This is a genomic window from Streptomyces echinatus (assembly GCF_014203595.1).
Lineage (GTDB): Bacteria > Actinomycetota > Actinomycetes > Streptomycetales > Streptomycetaceae > Streptomyces > Streptomyces echinatus.
On record NZ_JACHJK010000031.1, the window covers coordinates 1 to 18,867 of the forward strand.

The following is an 18,867-nucleotide window of genomic DNA, read 5'->3' on the forward strand; positions in this document are numbered from 1 at the left end:
GGGAGCGTCCGGCACCACCGATTCCACCGGTGACGCCTGGCAGACGTTCAGACTGGTCGCCCCGCCCACCGGCGCCGAACTCGACATCCTGTCGAGCTTCCGGGACACCTCCACCTTCACCTACCCCGTGCACACCTGGGTCCCGATCGCCTGCTGACCGGACGGAGCGACTGGGGCGGGCCCTCCTTAACCCAGTACGTCACACACCGGCACCGGAGCCGGATACTGCCCAAGAGGAAACGGCCCTGGCCCAGCAGGAGCGTGGGACGCTCGGAGAGCGGGGGAGGAGCGGCCGGCGGCAAGGCCCCGTCCCGGCCGCAGTGACAAGGGCGCCCCGCTCGACGTCCGCCGGCTACCGGTGGTCACGGGACATCCCTTGGCCCCCTTCGAAAGCCGAACCCGAAGAGGCCGGCACCACCACGTCACCTTCGTCTCCGCCGCCCACACCCGACGAGCCCCTACCGGATCTGTCCGTACTGCCGGCCGAACGCGACCGTCAGCCGGTCGCCAGAGCGGACGATGCGTCGAGGAGGGCGAGTTGGCCCGGGCTGGCTCTCCCGGTCCGGGCCTGTTCCACGAAACGGCCCAGCTCCGCACGGACGGTGGCCGAGTCGATGCGCTTGATCACGGGCAGCGTGGCCTCGACGATCTGACAGGCGTCGTCGAGGCGGCCGACACCGGCCAGGGCTGTCGCCTGCCGAACCGCGAAACGGGCCCGGGAGTTGCTGTCCGCCGGGACGTCCGGCCGGCGTCGGCGCTCGGCGGCGAATAGTTCGGCGGCCGACTCGAAACGACGGAGGCTGAGCATGCAGGACGCCTCGATGAGCCGCGGGTTGCCGTTCTCGATGCGCGGCCCCCAGTGAGGGGTCCGGTCCCCGACGGCCTCGGCGGCGTGGCTTGTGAACCGCTCCAGCGCCTCCCGGCAGGCCCCCGCGTCGCCGCGACGCGCATGCCCCTGGGCCACGCGTCGCGCGGCGTGCGCGCGGATCACCGGGTTGGCCGCCGGGTGCCCGGCCGCTTGGTCGGCGAATCCGATCGCCGCACCGGTGTCACCGCGGTGCTGGGCGATGAACGCCTTGCGGACCAGGGCATACGCGGCCACCGATTCGTCCCCGCCGTGTGCGCCCCAGCGGACGGCGAGATTCGTCCAGCGCAACGCCTCCGCGGGATTTCCCGCCTCTTGTGCCATCCACCCCGTGTACTCGGCGAACCTCGAGGCCAGCAGCCAGATCTCGGCACGCTGCTCGCCCACGGCATGCGGACCGGCGTCCGTCAGGACCCGCGTGACCGACTTCATCGAAGCGATGACGAACCTCGGTCCGGTGGATCTGCCGATGTCCTTCAGCTCCCACAGGACCCGCTCGTATCCGGCGACGACGGGGCCGGCCTCGACGACACCCTCGGACCGGGCGCCGCGACGGCCGGCGCCGGCCCGCTCGACGAGTTCCCCGCCGGCGCCGAAGGCCGCGTCGCATGCCGCCGCCACAGCGGGCGTCGGGTTGCGCAACCCGCTCTCCAGATTGCAGATCTGCCCTTCGGACACGTTCGCACGCCGGGCGAACTCGCGCACGCTCCAGCCCCGACGTGCCCGGAGTGCGGCCAGGACGACGCCGAAGTCACCCGGCGGCAGAGGCGTGCCGGACGATCTCCCTGCCGAGACCGTCTCTGCCGCGCTGTCCGTCGGGTCCATACCGGCCAGCGTAGGGCGCCTTCCGGCCGCTATTCAATCCTCGGCGAATAGCCGCCGCGCGTGTACTCCGCCCCTAGGGTGAGCACGAGCCCTGACGTCAAGGCTTGCCAGAGAGGGGGCCATTGTGCCGCGCATCTTCCTCAGCTTTCGCAAACCGGACTCCCGGTGGATGCGAGACCGCGTCTACCGCGCGCTGTCCGACCGCCTAGGTGCCAACGAGATCTTCAAGTCGGGCCGGTCGATTCCGCCAGGGGCCGACTTCGCCGAGATCCTGCGACGGCAGGCCGCCGAGTGCGAGGTCATGTGCGTACTGATCGGGCCAGGGTGGCTCGATGCGAGAGGCGAGGACGGTGTGCGGCTCCTGGACCGGGCTCATGACTGGGTCCGTCTGGAGATCGCGACAGCCCTGCGGGCGGGAAACCGCGTCGTCCCGGTCCTTCTGGGTGACGCGACGATGCTGCCCGACGCCTCGGCGCTGCCGGCCGAGATCGCTGGGCTGGCGCGCCTGCAGTTCCTCCGCGTTCCGGAGACCCATCTGCCGGACGGGCTGGAGCACCTGAGCGACGCGGTGACCGCTCTCCTCTCCGACACCGACCCCCCTGTCGAACCCGGGCACGGCACGGCTCCGGCCGCCGGTCCGGAGCCGTCAATGACCATGACGGCCCATGTGTCCGGCGGTGGCAGCGCCTACCAGGCGGCCCGTGATCAGACGATCAGGCTGGCGTGAGGGGCGGACGATGGATCATCCCGGAGCAGACGGTGCTCATCGGATCGGGCCGTATGCGCTGCTGAGAAGGCAGAGCACGGCCGGCGGGGGCGACGTCTTCGCGGCCCGCACGGACGAGGGGCTACTCGTCACGGTCACGGTCGTGCGGCCCGAACTCGCCGCGGACCCGGGGTTCCGGGACCGGTTCCGGGCCGCGGTCGATGCGGCACGGACGCTGTCCGGCCCCTTCCTCGTACCGGTCGTGGATGCCGACGCCGACGCGCCGGTTCCTTGGCTGGCGACCGAGTTCACCGCCGGACTGCCGCTCCGGCAGGCGGTGGACCGGCACGGCCCGCTGTCCGAACCGGCTCTGCGGATGCTCGCCGACGGCCTCGGCCGGGCGCTGGCCGCCCTCCACGCGGCCGGGACGGTCCACGGCGAGGTGAGCCCGGACTCGGTGCTGCTGACCATGGACGGGCCCCGCATCACCGCCCTGGGGATCGTGGGAGCCACCGGCAGTCCGCCACCCCCACCGACGGACGACATGCTCGACCTCGGGGCGACCGTGCTGTTCGCGGGTTCCGGAGGAGACCCGGACACAGGCGCCCTCCCCGTGTCGCTGCGCGAGGTGATCGGCGGCTGCCTGTACCCGGAACCGCCGGACCGTCCCACCGCGGAGCAACTCGTCGACTACCTGAGGCACCAGGACCTGCCGGCCCTGAAGGGCAGTTGGCTGCCGCCGGAGGTGACCGCCGACATGGCCGCCGCGACCGCGGCGATGGGATCGGTGTCCGCCGGGCGCGACGACCGGGGCCCGATTCCTCCGCCGCCGGTGATCGCTGCCGGCACCGGTGTCAGCCGCCGGAAGCTGATCACCGGTCTGGCCGGGGGCGCGGCCGTACTCGGCGGAGCCGCGGCGGCACTCGCCTTCTCCGGCGACTCGTCGCCGGCACCCGACGGCCGGGCCGGCGGGCCCGGGGCCACTACGCGGCCGTCCTCTCCGTCAGGCGCGCGATCCACATCGGCCTCCTCCGCGTCGCCGTCCTCGACGGCCGGACCGAAACCGATCGTCCTGTCCGGACCCAAAGCCGCCAAGGCATGGTCAGGCGCCGGAAAGCACGCCCCCACCTGCCTGGAAGCGTCCGACAAGGTGGTCATGGTGGTCACGGACACCGCCACGTCCTTCCTGGACGCCGCGACCGGAAAATCCGTGTTCCCCCCGCTGAACACGACCAACGGCTTCGGCACGAGCACGGACAAGTACCCGACGGCGTACGCGGACGGAGTGTTCTACCTGCTCTGCGACACACCCGGCCAGTCAGGCCTGCTGGCCGCGTTCGACGCCGCCAGCGGGAAGGTGAAGTGGGCGACCAAGATGGCCGAGGTCGATCCCGGCGGCAGCACACGTACGGGGTTGTACATGAGCGCCTATGTGGCAGTCGCGGGGGACACGGTGTACGTGTGCGGGCATTTGCTCAAGACAGACGGGCAGTTCTCGTCCAAGTCTCCGAGCACCGGCTACATCCGTGCGTTCAACGCCGCGACCGGCAAGGGACTGTGGCGCGTCAAGGGCACCGACATCAACAACGTGCTCGTACCACCCTCCGGCTCTCACCTGCTGGCCACCTCGGCCGTTCCGGGCAAGAAACCCGGCCGCGTCCAGATGATCGACGCCGGCAGGAGAGGCGCCCGCGGCTGGAAGGTATCCGTCCCGCACGCCGCGTTCTACTTCACCACCGGCTGGCCGCTGACGTGCTACGCCGCAGGGCTGTTCCTGTTCGCCGGCGGCAACGGCGACACACTGTTCGCCGTCGACGCGGCCACGGGCAGCGAGAAGTGGCATCAGCGCTTCGATGCGAAGAGCGGGGACCAGGTCCAGATCGGCACCCCGTTCGCCAGCCTGGACGGCACGACCGTCTACGTACCGGTCGGCAGCGACCTGGCCGCCCTGGCCGCGGCCGACGGCACGCTCCAGTGGGTCGCGACGCTCGACGGGCCCAGCGAACTGGGCGGTTCCAACCTGTTCAACGCCTCCCTCAGGATTTCCGGCAAGAGCGCCCAGTGTTCGGCCGACACCGTCTTCGCCACCGACAGCGCCAAGACGCTGTGGGCCATCGACGCGGCCACCGGCAGGGCCCGGTGGAGATACAGCGATCCCGGGCAGCCGGACGTGGGGTTCCTGTGGACGGTGGGAGGCGACCACGTGTTCATCGCCTCCCACCTGACATTGACCGCGATCGCGGCCCACGGGCGGTAGGGGACAAGGAGAAGACATGGAGACGAGTGTGGAACTCGCCGGCCTGGCGTCGGCGGCCGCGGCGCGCCTGATCGATCTGCTGGCGACGGACGGCTGGGCCGCGGTCAAGTCCTCGGTCCTGGCGCTGTGGCGGTCCGCGCACCCGGAGCGCGTCGAGGAGGAACTGACCGATGCGCGCGGCGAGTTGCTTCAGGCACAGCAGACGGGCGACGGCCACGAACTCCAGGGGCTGCTGGTCGCCGAGTGGCAGGCCCGCCTCATCCGGCTGATGGCCACGCGACCGGACGCCGTCGACGAGCTGCGCGCGCTGTTCGGCGGGGAACCACGCGCTGCCGGAACCCCGGAGCAGCAGATCACGGGCTCGATGACACTGGAGGCACATGTCTCCGGCGGCGACGCCTTCCTGGCCGGCCGGGACATGACCGTCACCAGGGGCGGACAGGCGTGACGGAACGCAACACCGGTGCCTCGCGCCCCGACGGGCCGCCCCTCTGGCAGCCGAAACGACAGGAGGCGAGCGCGACCGGCGGCGGCAGCGTCTTCCAGGCCGGCCGCGACCTCCACGTTCGCCTCGGCGACGAGGGGCGCAGAACCGTGCCCGGCCCCGGCGCCGACCAAGTGCTGTGCCCGTACCCGGGTTTGGCCCCGTTCGGCGCGCGGCACAAGCAGTGGTTCTACGGCCGCGAGCGAATGGTTCACCTCGTGTGCGAGCGGATGGACGCCCGGATGCGTGAGGGCGGCCCGCTGGTGCTGATCGGCCCCTCGGGGGCGGGGAAGTCGTCCCTGCTCGCGGCCGGGGTACTGCCGGCCCTTGACGACGGCCGGCTTCCGGTGGCGGGCTCGAGCACCTGGCCGCGGCTGCTGCTGACGCCGACGGCATCCCCGGCCCTGGCACTCGCGGCCGCCGCCGGGCTCGACGCCGGGACCGCCCGGCACACGGCACCGGCATGGCGGACCGATCCCGCACGGTGCCTTGCCGAGTTGCGCGAGCTCACCGGAGCCGGCGATCCGGCGCCCTCCGGGGAGTCCCCCTCCGCGGGCCTGGTCGTCGTGGTCGACCAGTTCGAGGAGATCTTCACGGCCTGCGGTGACGAGACCGAACGCAAGTGGCTCATCGACGTGCTCGACCGTCTGGCCCGGCCCACGGGCGGTGCGGTCGTGGTGCTGGGAGTGCGCGCGGACTTCTATGCCGCGTGCACGGCCCATCCACAGCTCCGGGCGGCGCTCCAGGCCGGACCGGTCCTGCTGGAGCCGATGACGGAGGACGAACTCAAGGACGCGATCCGCCGCCCGGCCGGCAACGTGGCACTCGACGTCGAAGACGGCCTGGTCGAGCTGCTGCTGGCGGACCTGGGCGCGGTCGGGGGACCGGTCGGTACGAGCACCACGGGCCGGCTGCCGCTGCTCGCACACGCGCTGCGCGCCACCTGGCAGCAGCGCCACGGCCACACGCTCACCGTGGACGGATACCGCGTCACCGGCGGCATCCAGGGCGCCATCGCCACCACGGCGAACAGGCTCTACGACACCCTGCCACCGCCCTGCCAGGAGGCCGCACGGTGGGCGTTCCTGCGGCTCGTCATCGTGGGACGCGACGCCGACGACAGCCGCCGCCGCGTCCGGTACGACGACCTGCTGCGTCACGCGCCGGACCGGGAAGCGGCCGTCAGAGTCCTGGACGACTTCACCCGTGGCCGGCTGCTGACCCGGGACCGGGACACGGTGGTGATGACGCACGAGGTGCTCATCCGCGCCTGGCCCCGGCTGCGGGACTGGATCGAGCACGACCGCAACGGGAACCTCGTACGACAGGATCTGGAGGAGGCGGCCGCGCTCTGGGAACAGGCCGGCCGGGAGGCAGCCGCGCTGTACCGCGGCAACCGCCTGGAGGCCGCCCTCACCTGGGCCGAAACGCACGGGCCGGAACTCAGCGGCGCCGCCCGGGCATTTCTGGCAGCCGCCCGCCACCACCAGCGGCGCGGGCAACGGCTCCGGCGCGCCGCGGTCGCCACCATCACCGCCCTGGCCGTGGTCGCCTCGCTGGCCGCGGTCTTCGCCTTCCGGCAGGAGTCCCACGCCCGGGACGCCGCCGCCCGGGCCCTGCGAGCCCGCGACCAGGCCATCAACGCCGCCGTCACCTCGGCGTCCGTACAACTGGCGCCGACCGATCCCTCGCTGTCCGCTCAACTGGCGCTGACCGCCTACCGCATGGATCCGACCCCGGAGGCGGCGTCCCGGCTCATCACGACCGAGAACACACCGCTGGACACCCGGCTTCCCGGCATGCGCGGCGCTGTGTCCACCGTGGCCTACAGCCCCGACGGGCACATGCTGGCGGCCGGGAACGGCCAGCAGCACCTCGTCCGGCTGTGGGACGTCTCCGATCCCGGCCGGCCGGTGGCGCTGGGCCGACCGGTGCCCGTGGACCGCCATGTCAATTCGATCCTGGCGCTCGCGTTCAGCCCGGACGGGCGGGTGCTGGCCGTCGGCGGCCACACCACCCACAACGGCGACGCCGGTGCTGGTGGATTCGTCGACCTGTGGAGCCTGACCAGCCCCAGCCACCCAGTCCTGCTCGGCCGGCCGAAGAGTCCCGCCGTTCAGGGCTTTGACGCCGCGACCGCCATCGAAGCGCTGGCGTTCAGTCCCGACGGCCGTACCCTGGCCGCCGTATGGCGCGCCGGACTCGTCAGCCTGTGGAACATCACCCGCCCCGACGACGTCCACCCCCGGGGAGCGCCCCTGAACCTCGCCTGCCCCGATGTCTTCTCCCGTCGCATCGCGTTCAGCCCCACCGGGCGCACCCTGGCCGCCGCATGCGACGATGAGGCTGGCACCATCAGCCTGTGGAACACCACCGACCCGGCCCACCCCGGCCGAGGCCGTTCCCTGAAGACCGGGCACCGCGTCAACTCCCTGGCGTTCAGCCCCGACGGCGGCACACTGGCCGCCGGATCCAACACGGTCCACCTGTGGAAGGTCGCGGACCCCGGCCACCCCGCCCCCCTGGGCGAGCCGCTGACGGGTCCCGCCCAACCCGTCATGTCGGTGGCGTTCAGCCCGGACGGTCACACCCTGGCCGCCGGCAGCGCCGACCACACCATCCATCTGTGGAACGTCACCCACCCCAAGACCATCGGCCCGCTGGGCCGGCCGCTGACCGGTCCCGGCGACGTGGTGACCGAAGTGGTGTTCAGCCCGGACAGCCGCACCCTCGCCGCCGGGAACACTGACGGCAACGTCGATCTGTGGAGCCTGCCGCCGACCCGGATCATCGGCGCCGGCGGCAATGTGGCATCCGTGGCGTTCAGTCCCGACGGGCGCACCCTCGCCGCCGGAAACCAGAACAACACCGTCTCGCTGTGGAACACCGCCGACCCCAGCCACCCCGCTCCCCGCGGTGCTCCGCTCACCGGCCCCGAGAAGCCGGTCGACGCCGTGGCGTTCAGCCCGGACGGGCGCACCCTGGCCGCAGGCGACGGCGGCGGCACCGTCACGTTGTGGAACACCGCCGACCCCAGCCATCCCGTTCGCCACCGTGAGACCCTCACCGGCGCGCACGGGGCCATCTTCTCCCTGGCGTTCAGCCCCGACGGCCACACCCTGGCCGCGGCCGGCGACCACGACGAGCATGGCAGCATCGCCCTGTGGGACGTCAGCGACCCCGCACATCCCGACGCCCAGCTCGGCATCTCCAATAACCACACGACGTCCGTCGAGTCCCTGGCCTTCAGCCGCGACGGCACGATGCTGGCGGCCGGCGGCGACAGCAGCAACGGCGAGGTCGGCCTGTGGAGTACGACGGACCCCGGGGTCCGCATCGGGCAGCCGATCCGCCAGCCGACCACCACCAGCACCTGGGTCGCGTTCAGCCCGGACGGCCGCACACTCGCCACCGGGAACAGCCACGGCACCGTCACCCTGTGGAATGCCACCGACCCCAACCACCTGACGCGCAGGGGCAGTCCCCTGACCGTGCCCGGCGGCAGCCTGTGGTCGGTGGCGTTCAGCCCGGACGGGCACACCCTCGCAGCGGCCGGCCACACCGACAACGGCACCATCAACCTGTGGAACGCCACCGATCCCGACCACCCCACCCCCATCGGCCAGCCGCTCACCGTGGAGACCGGATTCGTCGCCGTCCTGGCGTTCAGCCCGGACAGTCACACTCTGGCCGCCACCACCGACGACGGTGTGGCCACGCTCTGGGACCTGAACGTCGAGTCCGCCATCAGCCGCATCTGCGCCGGGAGCTCCGGCGCCCTGAGCCGACAGCAATGGAGCCGATACGTCACTCAACTACCGTACGACCCACCCTGTGTGACCACCTAGGACTTGTCCGGCCGATCATGTAACTAACTACTGTTCATATCGTTGATGTGAGCGTGGGTCGGGGCGATTTGACGGATGCGGAGTGGGATCGGCTGCGGCCCTTCCTGCCGGTCAGCAATGGGCGTTGTGGCCGGTGGCGGGATCACCGGCAGGTGATCGACGGGATCCTTCACCGAGTACGGACCGGGGTGCAATGGCGCGATCTCCCCGAGCGGTTCGGGCCGTGGAAGACAGCCTACGAACGCCACCGGCTGTGGTCGGCCGACGGCACCTGGGAGCGTCTGCTGCAGCAGGTCCAGGCTGCGGCTGGCCCCGGGGTGGGCCTGCGGTGGTGGTGAAGGCGGGGTGGGGGAGTTGTCGTAGGTAGTCCACCCGCGTAGCGAAGGCGGCTATGGCTGCTGCTTTCTTGTGTGCGCATCTCCAACCCCCCCCCACATATTTTGGGTACTTATGTGCCGCGCCGTCTTCGGCCTGCCCGGAACCACCCTTGTGCTGCGTCGTCCTGGGCGCGGCTGCCATCGGCACCTGGTGGTACGAGCGCCGCTCCTGCTCCTGCGCGCCGAAGACCGCAGGGGGCAGACGGGTACGGCTGCAGGCGGTCGGCCGGCCCGCTCACGATCGGCGGTGCGGGCCGACCGCGGCCTTCGGGCTTTGAGGGTGGTCAGGGCAGGAGGATGACCTTGCCGCGGTTGCGGTGGTTGTCGAGGTCGTCCTGGGCCTGTGCGGCTTCCTTGAGGGGGTAGGTGCGCCAGATCTCCACGGTCAGCTTGCCGGCGGCGGCGAGGGCGGCCAGTTCGGGGAGTGCTTCGGGGGCGCGGTCGGCGGGGTCCAGGCCGGTCAGGCGCACCCCGTACTGGGCGGCGTTCATGTCGGCGATCGTGATCACGCGGTCGGGACCGCCGACGAGGTCGACGGATTCGCCCAGGACGCCGGCTCCGGAGGTGTCGAACACCGCGTCCACGCCCTGTGGGGCAGCGGCGAGGACACGTTCGCGCCAGCCGGGCCCGTAGGTGACGGCGGTTGCGCCCAGGGCGGTCACGCGCTCGAGGTCGTCGGCGCCGGCGGTGGCGACGACGGTGATGCCGCGGGCCGTGGCCAGCTGGAGGGCGATCGCGCCGACGCTGCCGGCGGAGCCGTGGATGAGGAGGGTCTCGCCGGGGGTGAGGTCCAGGTGCTTCAGGGCGCGGAAGGCCGTCTCGCCCACGGTGGGCAGCGCGGCTGCCGTCTCGAAGGACAGGGCGGCGGGCTTGGCCACCGGGGCGGGCATCAGCACGTACTGGGCGTAGGAGCCGCCCGGCGTCACGCCGAACACCTCGTCGCCGACGGTGAAGCCGGTGACGTCCTCGCCGATGGCGTCGATGACGCCGGCGGCGTCCAGTCCGGGGACGACGGGGAACACGGTGGGGAAGACGCCGGCTAGGTCGCCGCGGCGGAGCTTGTTGTCGAGCGGGTTGATGCCCGCGGCCTTGACCTTCACTCGCACCTGGTGGGGCGCGGGCTGGGGGAGGTCTGTCTCGGTGAGGGTGAGGACGTCCGGGCCGCCGAAACGGTCGTAGCTGATGGTGAACGGCATGAGCAGGTCTGCTTTCGTGCGAGGGGGGGTGGGAGCGGGCCGGGTTAGGCGGATGCGGTGACCTGGAAGGCGATCTCGTAGGGCTGGCCTTCGTGCGGGAAGTCGGTGATCGTCCCGCGCTGGTCCATCACTGCGTCGTTGGCACCGAAGGCTTCGTAGGCCTGGCGGCTGGCCCACTGGGCGTAGTTGATGACGCGGGCGCCGTCCGCGCTGACGTGGACGGTGGAGGAGAGGAAGCCGGGCTGGTGGCGCACCACGTTCTCCACGAAGGCGCGGATGGCCTCGACCAACTCCTGCCGACAGGAGAGGGCGGGGGTGAAAGTGACGATGACGGTGAAGGTGTCGGAGCGAGCGTCGATGGTGAGGGCCATGTCGTGCCTCTTCTGTGGTTGCCGGGGACCTATCCGACCAACAAGCGAACACATTGGATGATTCCAGTGAAGCATACGACCCGTATGATTTGCCGTGTGACGCCTGCCGCCTCCGACGGACCCAACCTGTCCAATCCCCGGGTCCAGCGCACCCGCGCCCGCATCCTGACCGTCGCCCGGGAACTCCTCGCCGAGGTCGGCCCCACCGCGCTGACCTACTCACTGCTGGCCGAACGGGCCCAAGTGACCCGCCAGACCCTCTACCGCCACTGGCCCACCAGGGAGACGATGCTGGCGGACGTGATGCTGGAATCAGGCGACGCCGCCAGCTATCCCACGCCCGGAACCGACCCGCGCCAGGTGCTCACCGCCTACCTGCACAGCCTGCGCCAGGGCCTGAGCGACACGGCCACCGGCAGCGCGCTCATGGCACTGGCCGCCCAGGCAGACCGGAACCCCGACGCCGCCCAGGCGCTGACCCGGATCAGCCAGGACCGCCACCAGGCGCTCAACGAACTCCTGGCCCCCTCCGGCGTACAGATGACGCCCGACGAGTTCACCCTGCTCATCGGACCAGTGATGTTCCGCCGCTTCCTCGACCGCCAGCCCCTCACCGACGCCTACATCGACACCGTCGTCACCCACTGGCTAGCCGCAACCACAGCCCGGAACGCCCCACGGGGCCCGTGAGGACAGCGCCCGCCGGGGCGCGCGGAGGAGCGTCTTCCTCGCAGGGCAGTCAACCGAACCCGCCGCGCGAGGGGACGAAGGGGCGGGTGAGCTGCAGCGTCTGGCAAGCGGCCTTGCCGAAAGGGGCAGTCTCTACTCTTCGTCACCGAGCTGGTACTGGGTATACGCGGATCTCTGCCACGGTGAGGGGGACGAGGCTGGTGGTGTCGTTTCTGCCGCCCCCTTTGCCGTGTCCTGGGCCGGGGCTGCCAGGACAGTGAGGAAGGCGTGCGCGAGCATGGCCAGGGTGATGTGGCGATACCAGCCCACGTAGCGTCGGACTTCGTATTCGTCCAGGCCGCACTGGTTCTTCGCGGCCTGGAAGCACTCCTCGCTGACCCAGCGTGAGCCGGCGACGCGGGCTAGCTCGGCGATCTCGACGCCGACGGGTGCATAGGCGAGGTAGTAGGCGAGCTCACCAGGGTCGGACAGGCTGCGGCGGGCCATCACCCAGCGGTGATGGGTGGGTGGGTCCGGGTCGAAGATGATGTTGGTGGGTGGTTTGGCGGCGGCCCAGTTATAGACGCGCGGGCCTCTGGCCCCGTCGCCGCAAGCCGCGGCTGCGCTCCGCTCCGCCGGGCGCGCATCCCGGCTCTCCGCTGCGGGCACCGCTCCTGCCTCCGGCCCGCTCCGCCCGCGCTGCGCCGACGCGCGCCTACTGGTGGATAGGGCCAGTGGCCACGAGCCGATCGCCGCAAAGCCTGGTCACGGTCAGAACAGTGCCTCCGGCGGGGATCGGCCGGCACCGGGATGGACGGGCACCGTTCCCGACTGCGGGTCCGTAGTGGCGTGCGCGAAGTGCTCCCTTCCCGTACGCCATCAGCCCCCAAACTTGGCGGCTAGCGAGACGTCCGTCGAGTGTCTTGCGGGGCCGGCTCTTGAGGGCGTGGGCCACGGCCTGGAGCTAGCTCGCCGCGAGACCACCTTAGGTCGGTGCCCTTGGCAAGTACCGGCGGAGCACCACGTCACCCGACCGGCGGTTACGGCACGGCCGATCGCATACATAGATTCGCCAGAGCGTGCACCATTAGTAACTGTGAATATGCCCAGGGTGATCTATCTCCCCTGTGCGCGGTGGCTGGCGGCGCATGCGACCCTCGCCCCGAGTGGGCGGCAGTGTGCGCGACCTCGCGCTCAATCATCCGCTCTGCGGAGAAGCCCGCCGCCACTCCGTGAACCCAACCTGGAGGCCAGACCATGCCCGTCTTCCAGTTCCAGTCGTTCAACTTCCCCGACCATTATGTTCGCCACAAGAACTTCGTGGGCCTGCTGACCAAGCACACCGACGGCGAGCAGGGCGACTTCTCCTTCGAGGTAAAAAACGCAGGCCAGGACAAGCACGGCGTGCAGCTGGTGGTCCTGCGCTCTGTCAACTTCCCCGATCACTACCTGCGGCACCAGAACTTTCAGATCGTCCTGCAAGCCCCCACCGGTGCGCTGGACGATCTCTTCCTGAAGGACGCCACGTTCTATCTGGAGCAGGGCCTGGCGGACGGGGGGGACCCGGAAGTCGTCTCCTTCCGCTCCGTCAACTTCCCGGACCGCTACCTCCGCCACAGGGACTTCAAGCTCTGGCTCGAACCGAAGGACAGCCCCAACCTGTCGGCCGACGCGACCTTCCGCAAGACTGTCCCGGTCGACTGACCAGCTGTCAGCCTGTCCGGCCCATTGCCAGGCCCGGATCTTATGTGGGCTGTGGGTGAGTCATGTTCGCTCCCCGGCCCGACCACCGACGGGGGCAGTCGTGACCGGGCTGCTGATCAGAGCGCTGACCGTGGTGGCAGCGCTGTGGAGTCCCGCTGCTGGCTGGTCCGCCCGCCACTACTGTGCTTCCGCCGCAGCCGCCACCGGCGCTCAGCTGGCCGCTTCCTTGGAACGGCCGGCTGAGCATCCGGGGCTACTGCGAGCCCAGATCGGCGAGGACGTCGGCATGCGCAGCTGCGCCTCTGTCCACGACCAGGTCGCCGAGCTGGCGACGAAGGGCGCGATCGTGCGCGAGCCGGGCCGGTCCAGAGGAATCCGCCTCGCATGATCGATCCCGGCCGCTATCACCTGCTGCTCGAAGCCGGCGGCCGGCCGGTGCAGCACGGCTGGTGGGGAAGTCTGGAGGTCGCGCGGGACAAGTTCCGGCGCTGGGTCGGGGAGTACGGTTCTATGCCCGGTGCTCGCATCACTCTCACCGATGAGGAGCGCATGGAGGTGCTGGCCGTCTGGCCCGACCCGCGGTAGGCGGGCTACTCGGCGGTGGGGTCTTGCTGGGCGTGCCGGGCTGCCTTCTTCACGGCCTGTTCCACCTCGTACCGGTTGGCGCGGGTGGCCTCGGCGTGAGCGGTGATGGCCGCCTGAGCCCTTTCGGCGGCCTTGCGCCAGCGTCGCCACTGGGCGTCGTGCTCATCGTTGGTGAGGTCTGCGAGCTTGGATCGTTCTTCCTCGGCGGATCGTTCCAGCTTGATCAACTCATCGAGGCCCTCCGTCACGGACAGAGATCCTAAGCGGCCTAACCCGCGCACCAGGGTGCCGGACCTACCGTCTGATCAGGTAGAGCCGAGGCCAGCCCAGCGGGCACGAAGCGTTGCCTCGTCGGCCAGTACTCGTGGCCTTGACCACGATTGAACTTGACGCAACTGTTCCGATACTGATCGGAACCTTTTCTGGTGGCCGGGTCCACGTTTCGGGCCGCTGAGGCGCTTGAAGGGGTGAGGCGGTTGGCGCCTCTGGTGCCGGAGCGGGAAGGGGGCGGCACCTGGAATGGAACAGGTACAGGGGAGGACTCGTGCAGCACGACACTGCATCGTGGTTGTTCGAGACCGCGCTTGCCCTCAGGGTGTTCGGCCCGGACGTGGTCCGCGGATGCCGCCGGCTGCTCACCGCCGGCGTCCGTGTCGGCATCACTCAGCTGACCGGTGCCCGTACCCCGGCTCGTGCCACCGAGCCGGACCGGGAGGCACCGTGAACGGCGAGGGGGCACGGAGGACACCGGCGGTGCGGTGGGCTGTTGCACGGCGTTGAGAATGCCGACGAAGGCGGCGTTCACGGTGCCGACGAGTTGTGACGGCGATGCCCCGCCGGTGGGTTCCGGCGGGACAGTCGTCGGCAAGGTGTCGTTTTCGTTGGCGAGGTGCCAGTGGTCGTAATCCACCTGGGGCGGCACGCGCGTGGCCTGGTGGTAATACATCCGCCAGCCTGCGGCGTGGTCCCTCTTGCGCCAGATCGAACTGCGCCTGGTCCTGTGTTCTCCGAGCAGAGTCTCGAAGGTCAGATGCACCAGGCCCGGCGCGGGCAGCACTTCCGAGATCTGCGAGGGCTCATAGCGGGGACCGTCCGCCGAACTGCCCGGATGATTAAACGCATCACCGCCAGCATCGCCCTGCTCAACATACTCCGCGCCGGCGGGCCGGCGGGCCCGTCGCAGTGGAGGCGGGCGCCGCCTGTGTGGTCAGGGGCCGTCTGGCCGCGGGCCTGCAGCGTGGCGGGCCAGGGCCGCGCGCAGTTCCACCCGCAAGACATCGGGCAGTGCCGCGCCCTGGGCGTGTTTGAGGATCTGCTCGGCGACGGCGGACAGTTTGATGTTGGTGTGCTGGGAGATCTCGCGCAGCACGGTGAAGCCGTCATGCGGAGCTATCCGGCTCAGGACCATCAGGACGCCGATGGCCTGGTCGACCACGGCGTGTGAGGCGAGGGCCTGGCGGAGCTGTCTGTTCTCGGTGCGCATCCACTCGGCCTCGGCCCGCAGACGGTTTTCTGCGGAGGGCGTCGCGTCAGGGTGAACGGGTGAAGCCATGGGCTCATCCATGAGTGCAACGGGGCGCGGTCATGTCTCTCGCTTGCCCGGCTTCTTCAAGGATCCACCCGGCCGCTGCCGGGCACAACGGATGCGTCCTTCGGACCCCAGTCCGGAGGACGCACACGGGGGCTTGATTCCGAACCCCGCTCCTGAGCGAGTAGCCCGCAGCGGGGCTGCTCATGCCCCATGGGCATTCCGAGAACGGCGGGTGAGGGCCCGGGCCGGGCGCCGGGGGGGGCGGGCCCTCACGAGGGTTCGCGCATCCCTGGGGGGCGGGATGTTCATGGGGCGTGCCGGTATTGAACGACCGGGCTGCAGGCGGGTCACGTAGCCCGGGGAAGCAGGCATCAGCTGATTTCTGAGAGGGAAGTGGGTGACATCGCTTGGGTGATTCCGCGGCGGTCGCCGGCGGTCCGGACCCCGGCGGCCGGTGAAACGCCGCGCGGGCGGATCGGCTCCACGACCTCTGCTCACGACCGGGGCCGAGCTGGGTCGGGGCGGTGTTTGCCTGCGCTCGCAGGTCGGCGAACGCTGAGGTTCCGGCAGATGTCCGGGACCGCAGGCTGGAGGTACGCGCCTCACCAGAGGCTATCGGAACCTGAGCCCGCCCGGCCGTCTTCGCGTGAAGCGGGGCCAGGGGCGGGTACCCGGCCGTAGCCCAGTGGGCACCGGCTCTCAACCTAGGGAGGAGTCATGACTCAGCATGTGCGGGACATCATGACCAGCCAGCTGGTGACGGTGGAGCCGCAGGCGTCGGTGACGTCGGTGGCACAGAAGATGCGCGACGAGGATATCGGGATCGTGCTGGTCATCGAGGGCGACGATCTGCGGGGCCTGGTCAGTGACCGCGACCTCGTGGTGCGCGCGCTCGCCGAGGGCGGTGACCCGGACGAGAAGACTGTGGCCTCCGCCTGCAGCGACGATCTTGTCACCGTCACCCCGGACGAGGACCTTGACCGTGCCGTGGAGCTAATGCGTGAGCATTCCATCCGCCGCCTTCCGGTCGTCGAAGAGGGCCACGCCGTCGGTATCGTCTCCATCGGCGATCTGGCGATCGAACGCGATGCACGCTCGGCACTCGGCGACATCAGCGCCGCCAGGCCCAATCAGTAGGTAGCCCATCCCGGACGCGCCCGCCGTTCCCAGACGGGGTGGTCGGCAGCGCGTGCCGCCACGCCGTCGGGATCGGCACCCGTCGATACGAGGGCTGCGGGCCATCTCGTACGGCAATACGTTTTTAGTAGGGGCCGCTCAGGCGAGGAGGCCGAAGATGCTGGAGGAAGAGCTAGCGACGCTGGCCGCAGCCGGCGGCACCGCGGTGGTTCAGGCTGCAGGTACCGATGCGTGGAACGGGTTCCGGCAGGCGGTAGCGTGATGGCTCGGGCGGGGCGACGTCCAGATAGAGCAGGCGGCACTGGAGCGCCTTGACCATACCGCCACCGCCCTGCAGACCACCGACCCGGACCAGGACACGCGCGCACGGATCAGCCTGGCGGGCTCCTGGACGAACCGCATCGAGATGATGCTGGAGAACCTGGACGCTGTGGAACGCGCTGAAGCGGCCGGCCAGCTGCGTGCCCTGCTCGCTGCGTATGACCCCCAGCGTGGCGTATCTGCCGATGGGGGCGGGGTGGCCGCGGGCGGTGATTTGCATGTTCGCGCCGATCACAGCTCGGTGGCTGCAGGGCGCATGGGAGATGTGACCATGGGAAACCCTCCACCGCCGGGCTCGCATCAAGGCTGACCGAGCCCGGCCCGGGGCAGGTGCGCGCACCGCCGAAAACACCGTGATTCATGCTGACCGCGGCAGTATCGCTGCTCAGCACATCAGCCGCTTGGCGTACTACGCCCCGCCGCGTCCCGCGGTGAGCTGGCCGCACCAGGTCGGCGTGCTCGCCCGGCAGGCCGAATGTTTCCAGGACCGGGCCACCGCCACGCTGCTTGAGCAGACGGCGGACAGTGGAGGCACGGTGGTGCCCGGTCAGGTCTTGGCCGGCCTGGGCGGAGTCGGCAAGACCCAGCTCGCTGCCCATCACGCCCGAACGCTGTGGCAGACCGGACAGCTAGGCCTGCTGGTATGGATCACCGCCGCCACCCGCGACGCGGTCGTCACCGGTTACGCCCAGGCCGCGGTCGAGGTGCTCGGCGCCGGCCCCACCGACCCGGAGCCCGCCGCGCGAGCCTTTCTGGCCTGGCTGGAGCCCAAGGCCATGGAGCCCGAGCACGGCACCGCACGCCGCTGGCTGATCGTGCTCGACGACCTCGCCGACCTGCGCGGCCTGTGGCCCCCGCCAGCTTGGTCTCCACACGCCGTCGCGACGCCAGTCTCACCGGACACGGCCGTCGACTGATACCGGTGGGCCTGTTCACGGAGGGCGAGGCAACCGCCTACCTCAGCGCCACTCTGGCCGCGCACGACCGCCAGGATCCCGCCGACCAACTCGCCGGCCTCGCCGACGACCTCGGATACCTAGCCGCCTGTGGGGCTCGGTGACGCCGCAGCCGCCTCGGTCCCCCGTGATCCGGCACAAGCCGAGACCGTCAAGCCAGGCACAGTGGCGAGTAAACCGGCGGCCGCTGTGCTCCGAAGAAACGTACGGCGGGACGAACCGGACTCGTCGCGGAGCATGGGACTACCTCCCCTCAATGACGGGCGTCGCACGTCCCCCCGGAGAGCGAGACGGGCCGCCCGCTGCCGCCTCGACCACACAAATCCTCCGGCCGGGTCCGGCGGGAGTCATCCTGAGCACACCGATCGGGTGAAGAGGGGGGAAGGTGAAGGTACCGACCCAGAAGTCGCCGGCCCAGCGAGCGCGTCAGTGACGGGCAGGGTCGTTGTTCTGCGACCAGCAGCGGCCCGGGTGCGGTTGGCTCTGCGGCGCCGTTACCGCTCGATCGGCCTTGTGCTGTCGCGGCTTGTACGACCTTCGGATGCAGTGGAGCGTGCGTTTCCTGCTGTGTGGGTTTCACAGGTGCGGGAACGCGTTTTCGGAGAGCGGACCGTTCTTCACAGCTATGGGAGATGTCATGCCGGCAGGATCCAGTTCGAAGCGTGAGCGTCAGTACGAGCACATCAAGGAGGGCGCGCAGAAGCGCGGTGCGTCGGCGGGGCGGGCGAAGGAGGTCGCCGCGCGCACGGTCAACAAGGAGCGTGCGAGGTCGGGGGAGTCGAAGACGGCGAGCAAGACCTCCACCCGCGACAGCAAGTCCGCGTCTCATCGTGGCGGCGAGCGCTCCCATGGCGGTGCGCAGGGCCCCACCCGGGACCAGCTCTATGAAGAGGCCAAGAAGAAGAACATCGAGGGCCGCTCCTCGATGAACAAGGACCAGCTGCGCAAGGCAGTCGGGCGCTGACTTCCTGCCGCGGTGGTGCGGGGCCTACACCGGGCTCATCGAAGCTCCCCTCCCCGGCAGCTCGGCGTCCG

Annotated in this window: 19 protein-coding genes and 2 pseudogenes; 14 read left to right on the forward strand and 7 right to left on the reverse strand. The window is 70.4% G+C overall.

Annotated features, from left to right (window positions below; all coding sequences use genetic code 11):
• Nucleotides 1-496: 496 nt before the first annotated feature.
• Nucleotides 497-1,690, reverse strand: coding sequence for a helix-turn-helix domain-containing protein (locus tag FHS34_RS40490; protein WP_184975519.1), 1,194 nt, complete (start codon nt 1,688-1,690; stop codon nt 497-499).
• A gap of 124 nt (nt 1,691-1,814) precedes the next feature.
• On the opposite strand from FHS34_RS40490, the gene FHS34_RS40495 reads away from it, so the two are divergent.
• From FHS34_RS40495 to FHS34_RS40515, 5 genes and pseudogenes are all read left to right on the forward strand, one after another.
• Nucleotides 1,815-2,417 (forward strand): toll/interleukin-1 receptor domain-containing protein, encoded by a 603-nt coding sequence (locus FHS34_RS40495; protein WP_184975522.1) that lies wholly within the window; start codon nt 1,815-1,817, stop codon nt 2,415-2,417.
• Between the two features lie 10 nt (nt 2,418-2,427).
• Nucleotides 2,428-4,653 (forward strand): outer membrane protein assembly factor BamB family protein, encoded by a 2,226-nt coding sequence (locus tag FHS34_RS40500; RefSeq protein ID WP_184975525.1) that lies wholly within the window; start codon nt 2,428-2,430, stop codon nt 4,651-4,653.
• A gap of 16 nt (nt 4,654-4,669) precedes the next feature.
• The gene (locus FHS34_RS40505; RefSeq protein ID WP_184975527.1) at nt 4,670-5,101 is read left to right on the forward strand and encodes a hypothetical protein; all 432 of its coding nucleotides are present in this window, start codon (nt 4,670-4,672) and stop codon (nt 5,099-5,101) included.
• Nucleotides 5,098-8,985: an NACHT and WD repeat domain-containing protein gene (locus tag FHS34_RS43965; protein ID WP_184975529.1), complete on the forward strand. Its 3,888-nt coding sequence runs from the start codon at nt 5,098-5,100 to the stop codon at nt 8,983-8,985. Before FHS34_RS40505 ends, FHS34_RS43965 begins: the two co-directional genes overlap by 4 nt.
• A gap of 53 nt (nt 8,986-9,038) precedes the next feature.
• Nucleotides 9,039-9,317: pseudogene (locus FHS34_RS40515) on the forward strand (transposase); the annotation flags it as partial.
• Between the two features lie 329 nt (nt 9,318-9,646).
• Here the strand turns inward: FHS34_RS40515 and FHS34_RS40520 are convergent.
• Nucleotides 9,647-10,558, reverse strand: a complete 912-nt coding sequence (locus tag FHS34_RS40520) for an NADP-dependent oxidoreductase (RefSeq protein WP_184975532.1) — start codon at nt 10,556-10,558, stop codon at nt 9,647-9,649.
• Nucleotides 10,559-10,602: 44 nt separating this feature from the next.
• Entirely contained in the window at nt 10,603-10,929 is a 327-nt protein-coding gene (locus tag FHS34_RS40525; protein ID WP_184975536.1) for a putative quinol monooxygenase, read from the reverse strand.
• A 96-nt stretch (nt 10,930-11,025) separates the two neighbouring features.
• Between FHS34_RS40525 and FHS34_RS40530 the strand changes: the two genes are divergently transcribed.
• Nucleotides 11,026-11,619 carry a TetR/AcrR family transcriptional regulator gene (locus tag FHS34_RS40530; protein ID WP_225817957.1) on the forward strand — a complete coding sequence of 198 codons (594 nt, stop codon included), beginning with the start codon at nt 11,026-11,028 and terminating at the stop codon, nt 11,617-11,619.
• Nucleotides 11,620-11,751: 132 nt separating this feature from the next.
• Here FHS34_RS40530 and FHS34_RS40535 read toward each other — a convergent pair.
• Nucleotides 11,752-12,111: pseudogene (locus FHS34_RS40535) on the reverse strand (IS701 family transposase); the annotation flags it as partial.
• Nucleotides 12,112-12,855: 744 nt separating this feature from the next.
• Between FHS34_RS40535 and FHS34_RS40540 the strand changes: the two are divergent.
• The 3 genes from FHS34_RS40540 to FHS34_RS40550 all read left to right on the forward strand — a co-directional run bounded on the left by FHS34_RS40540 (nt 12,856) and on the right by FHS34_RS40550 (nt 13,887).
• Nucleotides 12,856-13,302 carry an AbfB domain-containing protein gene (locus FHS34_RS40540; protein ID WP_184975542.1) on the forward strand — a complete coding sequence of 149 codons (447 nt, stop codon included), beginning with the start codon at nt 12,856-12,858 and terminating at the stop codon, nt 13,300-13,302.
• A gap of 100 nt (nt 13,303-13,402) precedes the next feature.
• Nucleotides 13,403-13,690, forward strand: coding sequence for a LexA family protein (locus tag FHS34_RS43200; RefSeq protein WP_225817954.1), 288 nt, complete (start codon nt 13,403-13,405; stop codon nt 13,688-13,690).
• On the forward strand, nt 13,687-13,887 hold the full coding sequence (locus FHS34_RS40550) for a hypothetical protein (RefSeq protein ID WP_184975544.1): 201 nt from the start codon (nt 13,687-13,689) through the stop codon (nt 13,885-13,887). Before FHS34_RS43200 ends, FHS34_RS40550 begins: the two co-directional genes overlap by 4 nt.
• A 5-nt stretch (nt 13,888-13,892) precedes the next feature.
• Here FHS34_RS40550 and FHS34_RS40555 read toward each other — a convergent pair whose 3' ends face one another.
• Entirely contained in the window at nt 13,893-14,135 is a 243-nt protein-coding gene (locus FHS34_RS40555) for a hypothetical protein (protein ID WP_225817952.1), read from the reverse strand.
• A 296-nt stretch (nt 14,136-14,431) separates the two neighbouring features.
• Here FHS34_RS40555 and FHS34_RS40560 point away from each other — a divergent pair, with 296 nt between their 5' ends.
• A complete protein-coding gene (locus FHS34_RS40560) occupies nt 14,432-14,611 on the forward strand; it encodes a hypothetical protein (RefSeq protein ID WP_184975547.1) in 180 nt (59 codons plus the stop codon).
• A 483-nt stretch (nt 14,612-15,094) separates the two neighbouring features.
• Here the strand turns inward: FHS34_RS40560 and FHS34_RS40565 are convergent, their stop codons facing one another.
• Entirely contained in the window at nt 15,095-15,439 is a 345-nt protein-coding gene (locus FHS34_RS40565; RefSeq protein WP_184975550.1) for an ANTAR domain-containing protein, read from the reverse strand.
• A 696-nt stretch (nt 15,440-16,135) separates the two neighbouring features.
• On the opposite strand from FHS34_RS40565, the gene FHS34_RS40570 reads away from it, so the two are divergent.
• Nucleotides 16,136-16,555: a CBS domain-containing protein gene (locus FHS34_RS40570; RefSeq protein WP_184975553.1), complete on the forward strand. Its 420-nt coding sequence runs from the start codon at nt 16,136-16,138 to the stop codon at nt 16,553-16,555.
• A 172-nt stretch (nt 16,556-16,727) separates the two neighbouring features.
• On the opposite strand, the gene FHS34_RS43970 is transcribed toward FHS34_RS40570, so the two are convergent.
• Nucleotides 16,728-17,111 (reverse strand): hypothetical protein, encoded by a 384-nt coding sequence (locus FHS34_RS43970; protein ID WP_184975556.1) that lies wholly within the window; start codon nt 17,109-17,111, stop codon nt 16,728-16,730.
• A 166-nt stretch (nt 17,112-17,277) separates the two neighbouring features.
• Between FHS34_RS43970 and FHS34_RS40580 the strand changes: the two genes are divergently transcribed.
• The 3 genes from FHS34_RS40580 (at nt 17,278) to FHS34_RS40595 (ending at nt 18,796) form a co-directional block, all read left to right on the forward strand.
• The gene (locus tag FHS34_RS40580) at nt 17,278-17,793 is read left to right on the forward strand and encodes a hypothetical protein (protein WP_184975559.1); all 516 of its coding nucleotides are present in this window, start codon (nt 17,278-17,280) and stop codon (nt 17,791-17,793) included.
• A 5-nt stretch (nt 17,794-17,798) separates the two neighbouring features.
• On the forward strand, nt 17,799-17,936 hold the full coding sequence (locus tag FHS34_RS40585; RefSeq protein WP_184975634.1) for a hypothetical protein: 138 nt from the start codon (nt 17,799-17,801) through the stop codon (nt 17,934-17,936).
• A 533-nt stretch (nt 17,937-18,469) separates the two neighbouring features.
• Nucleotides 18,470-18,796 carry a plasmid stabilization protein gene (locus FHS34_RS40595; RefSeq protein ID WP_184975565.1) on the forward strand — a complete coding sequence of 109 codons (327 nt, stop codon included), beginning with the start codon at nt 18,470-18,472 and terminating at the stop codon, nt 18,794-18,796.
• Nucleotides 18,797-18,867 lie beyond the last annotated feature (71 nt).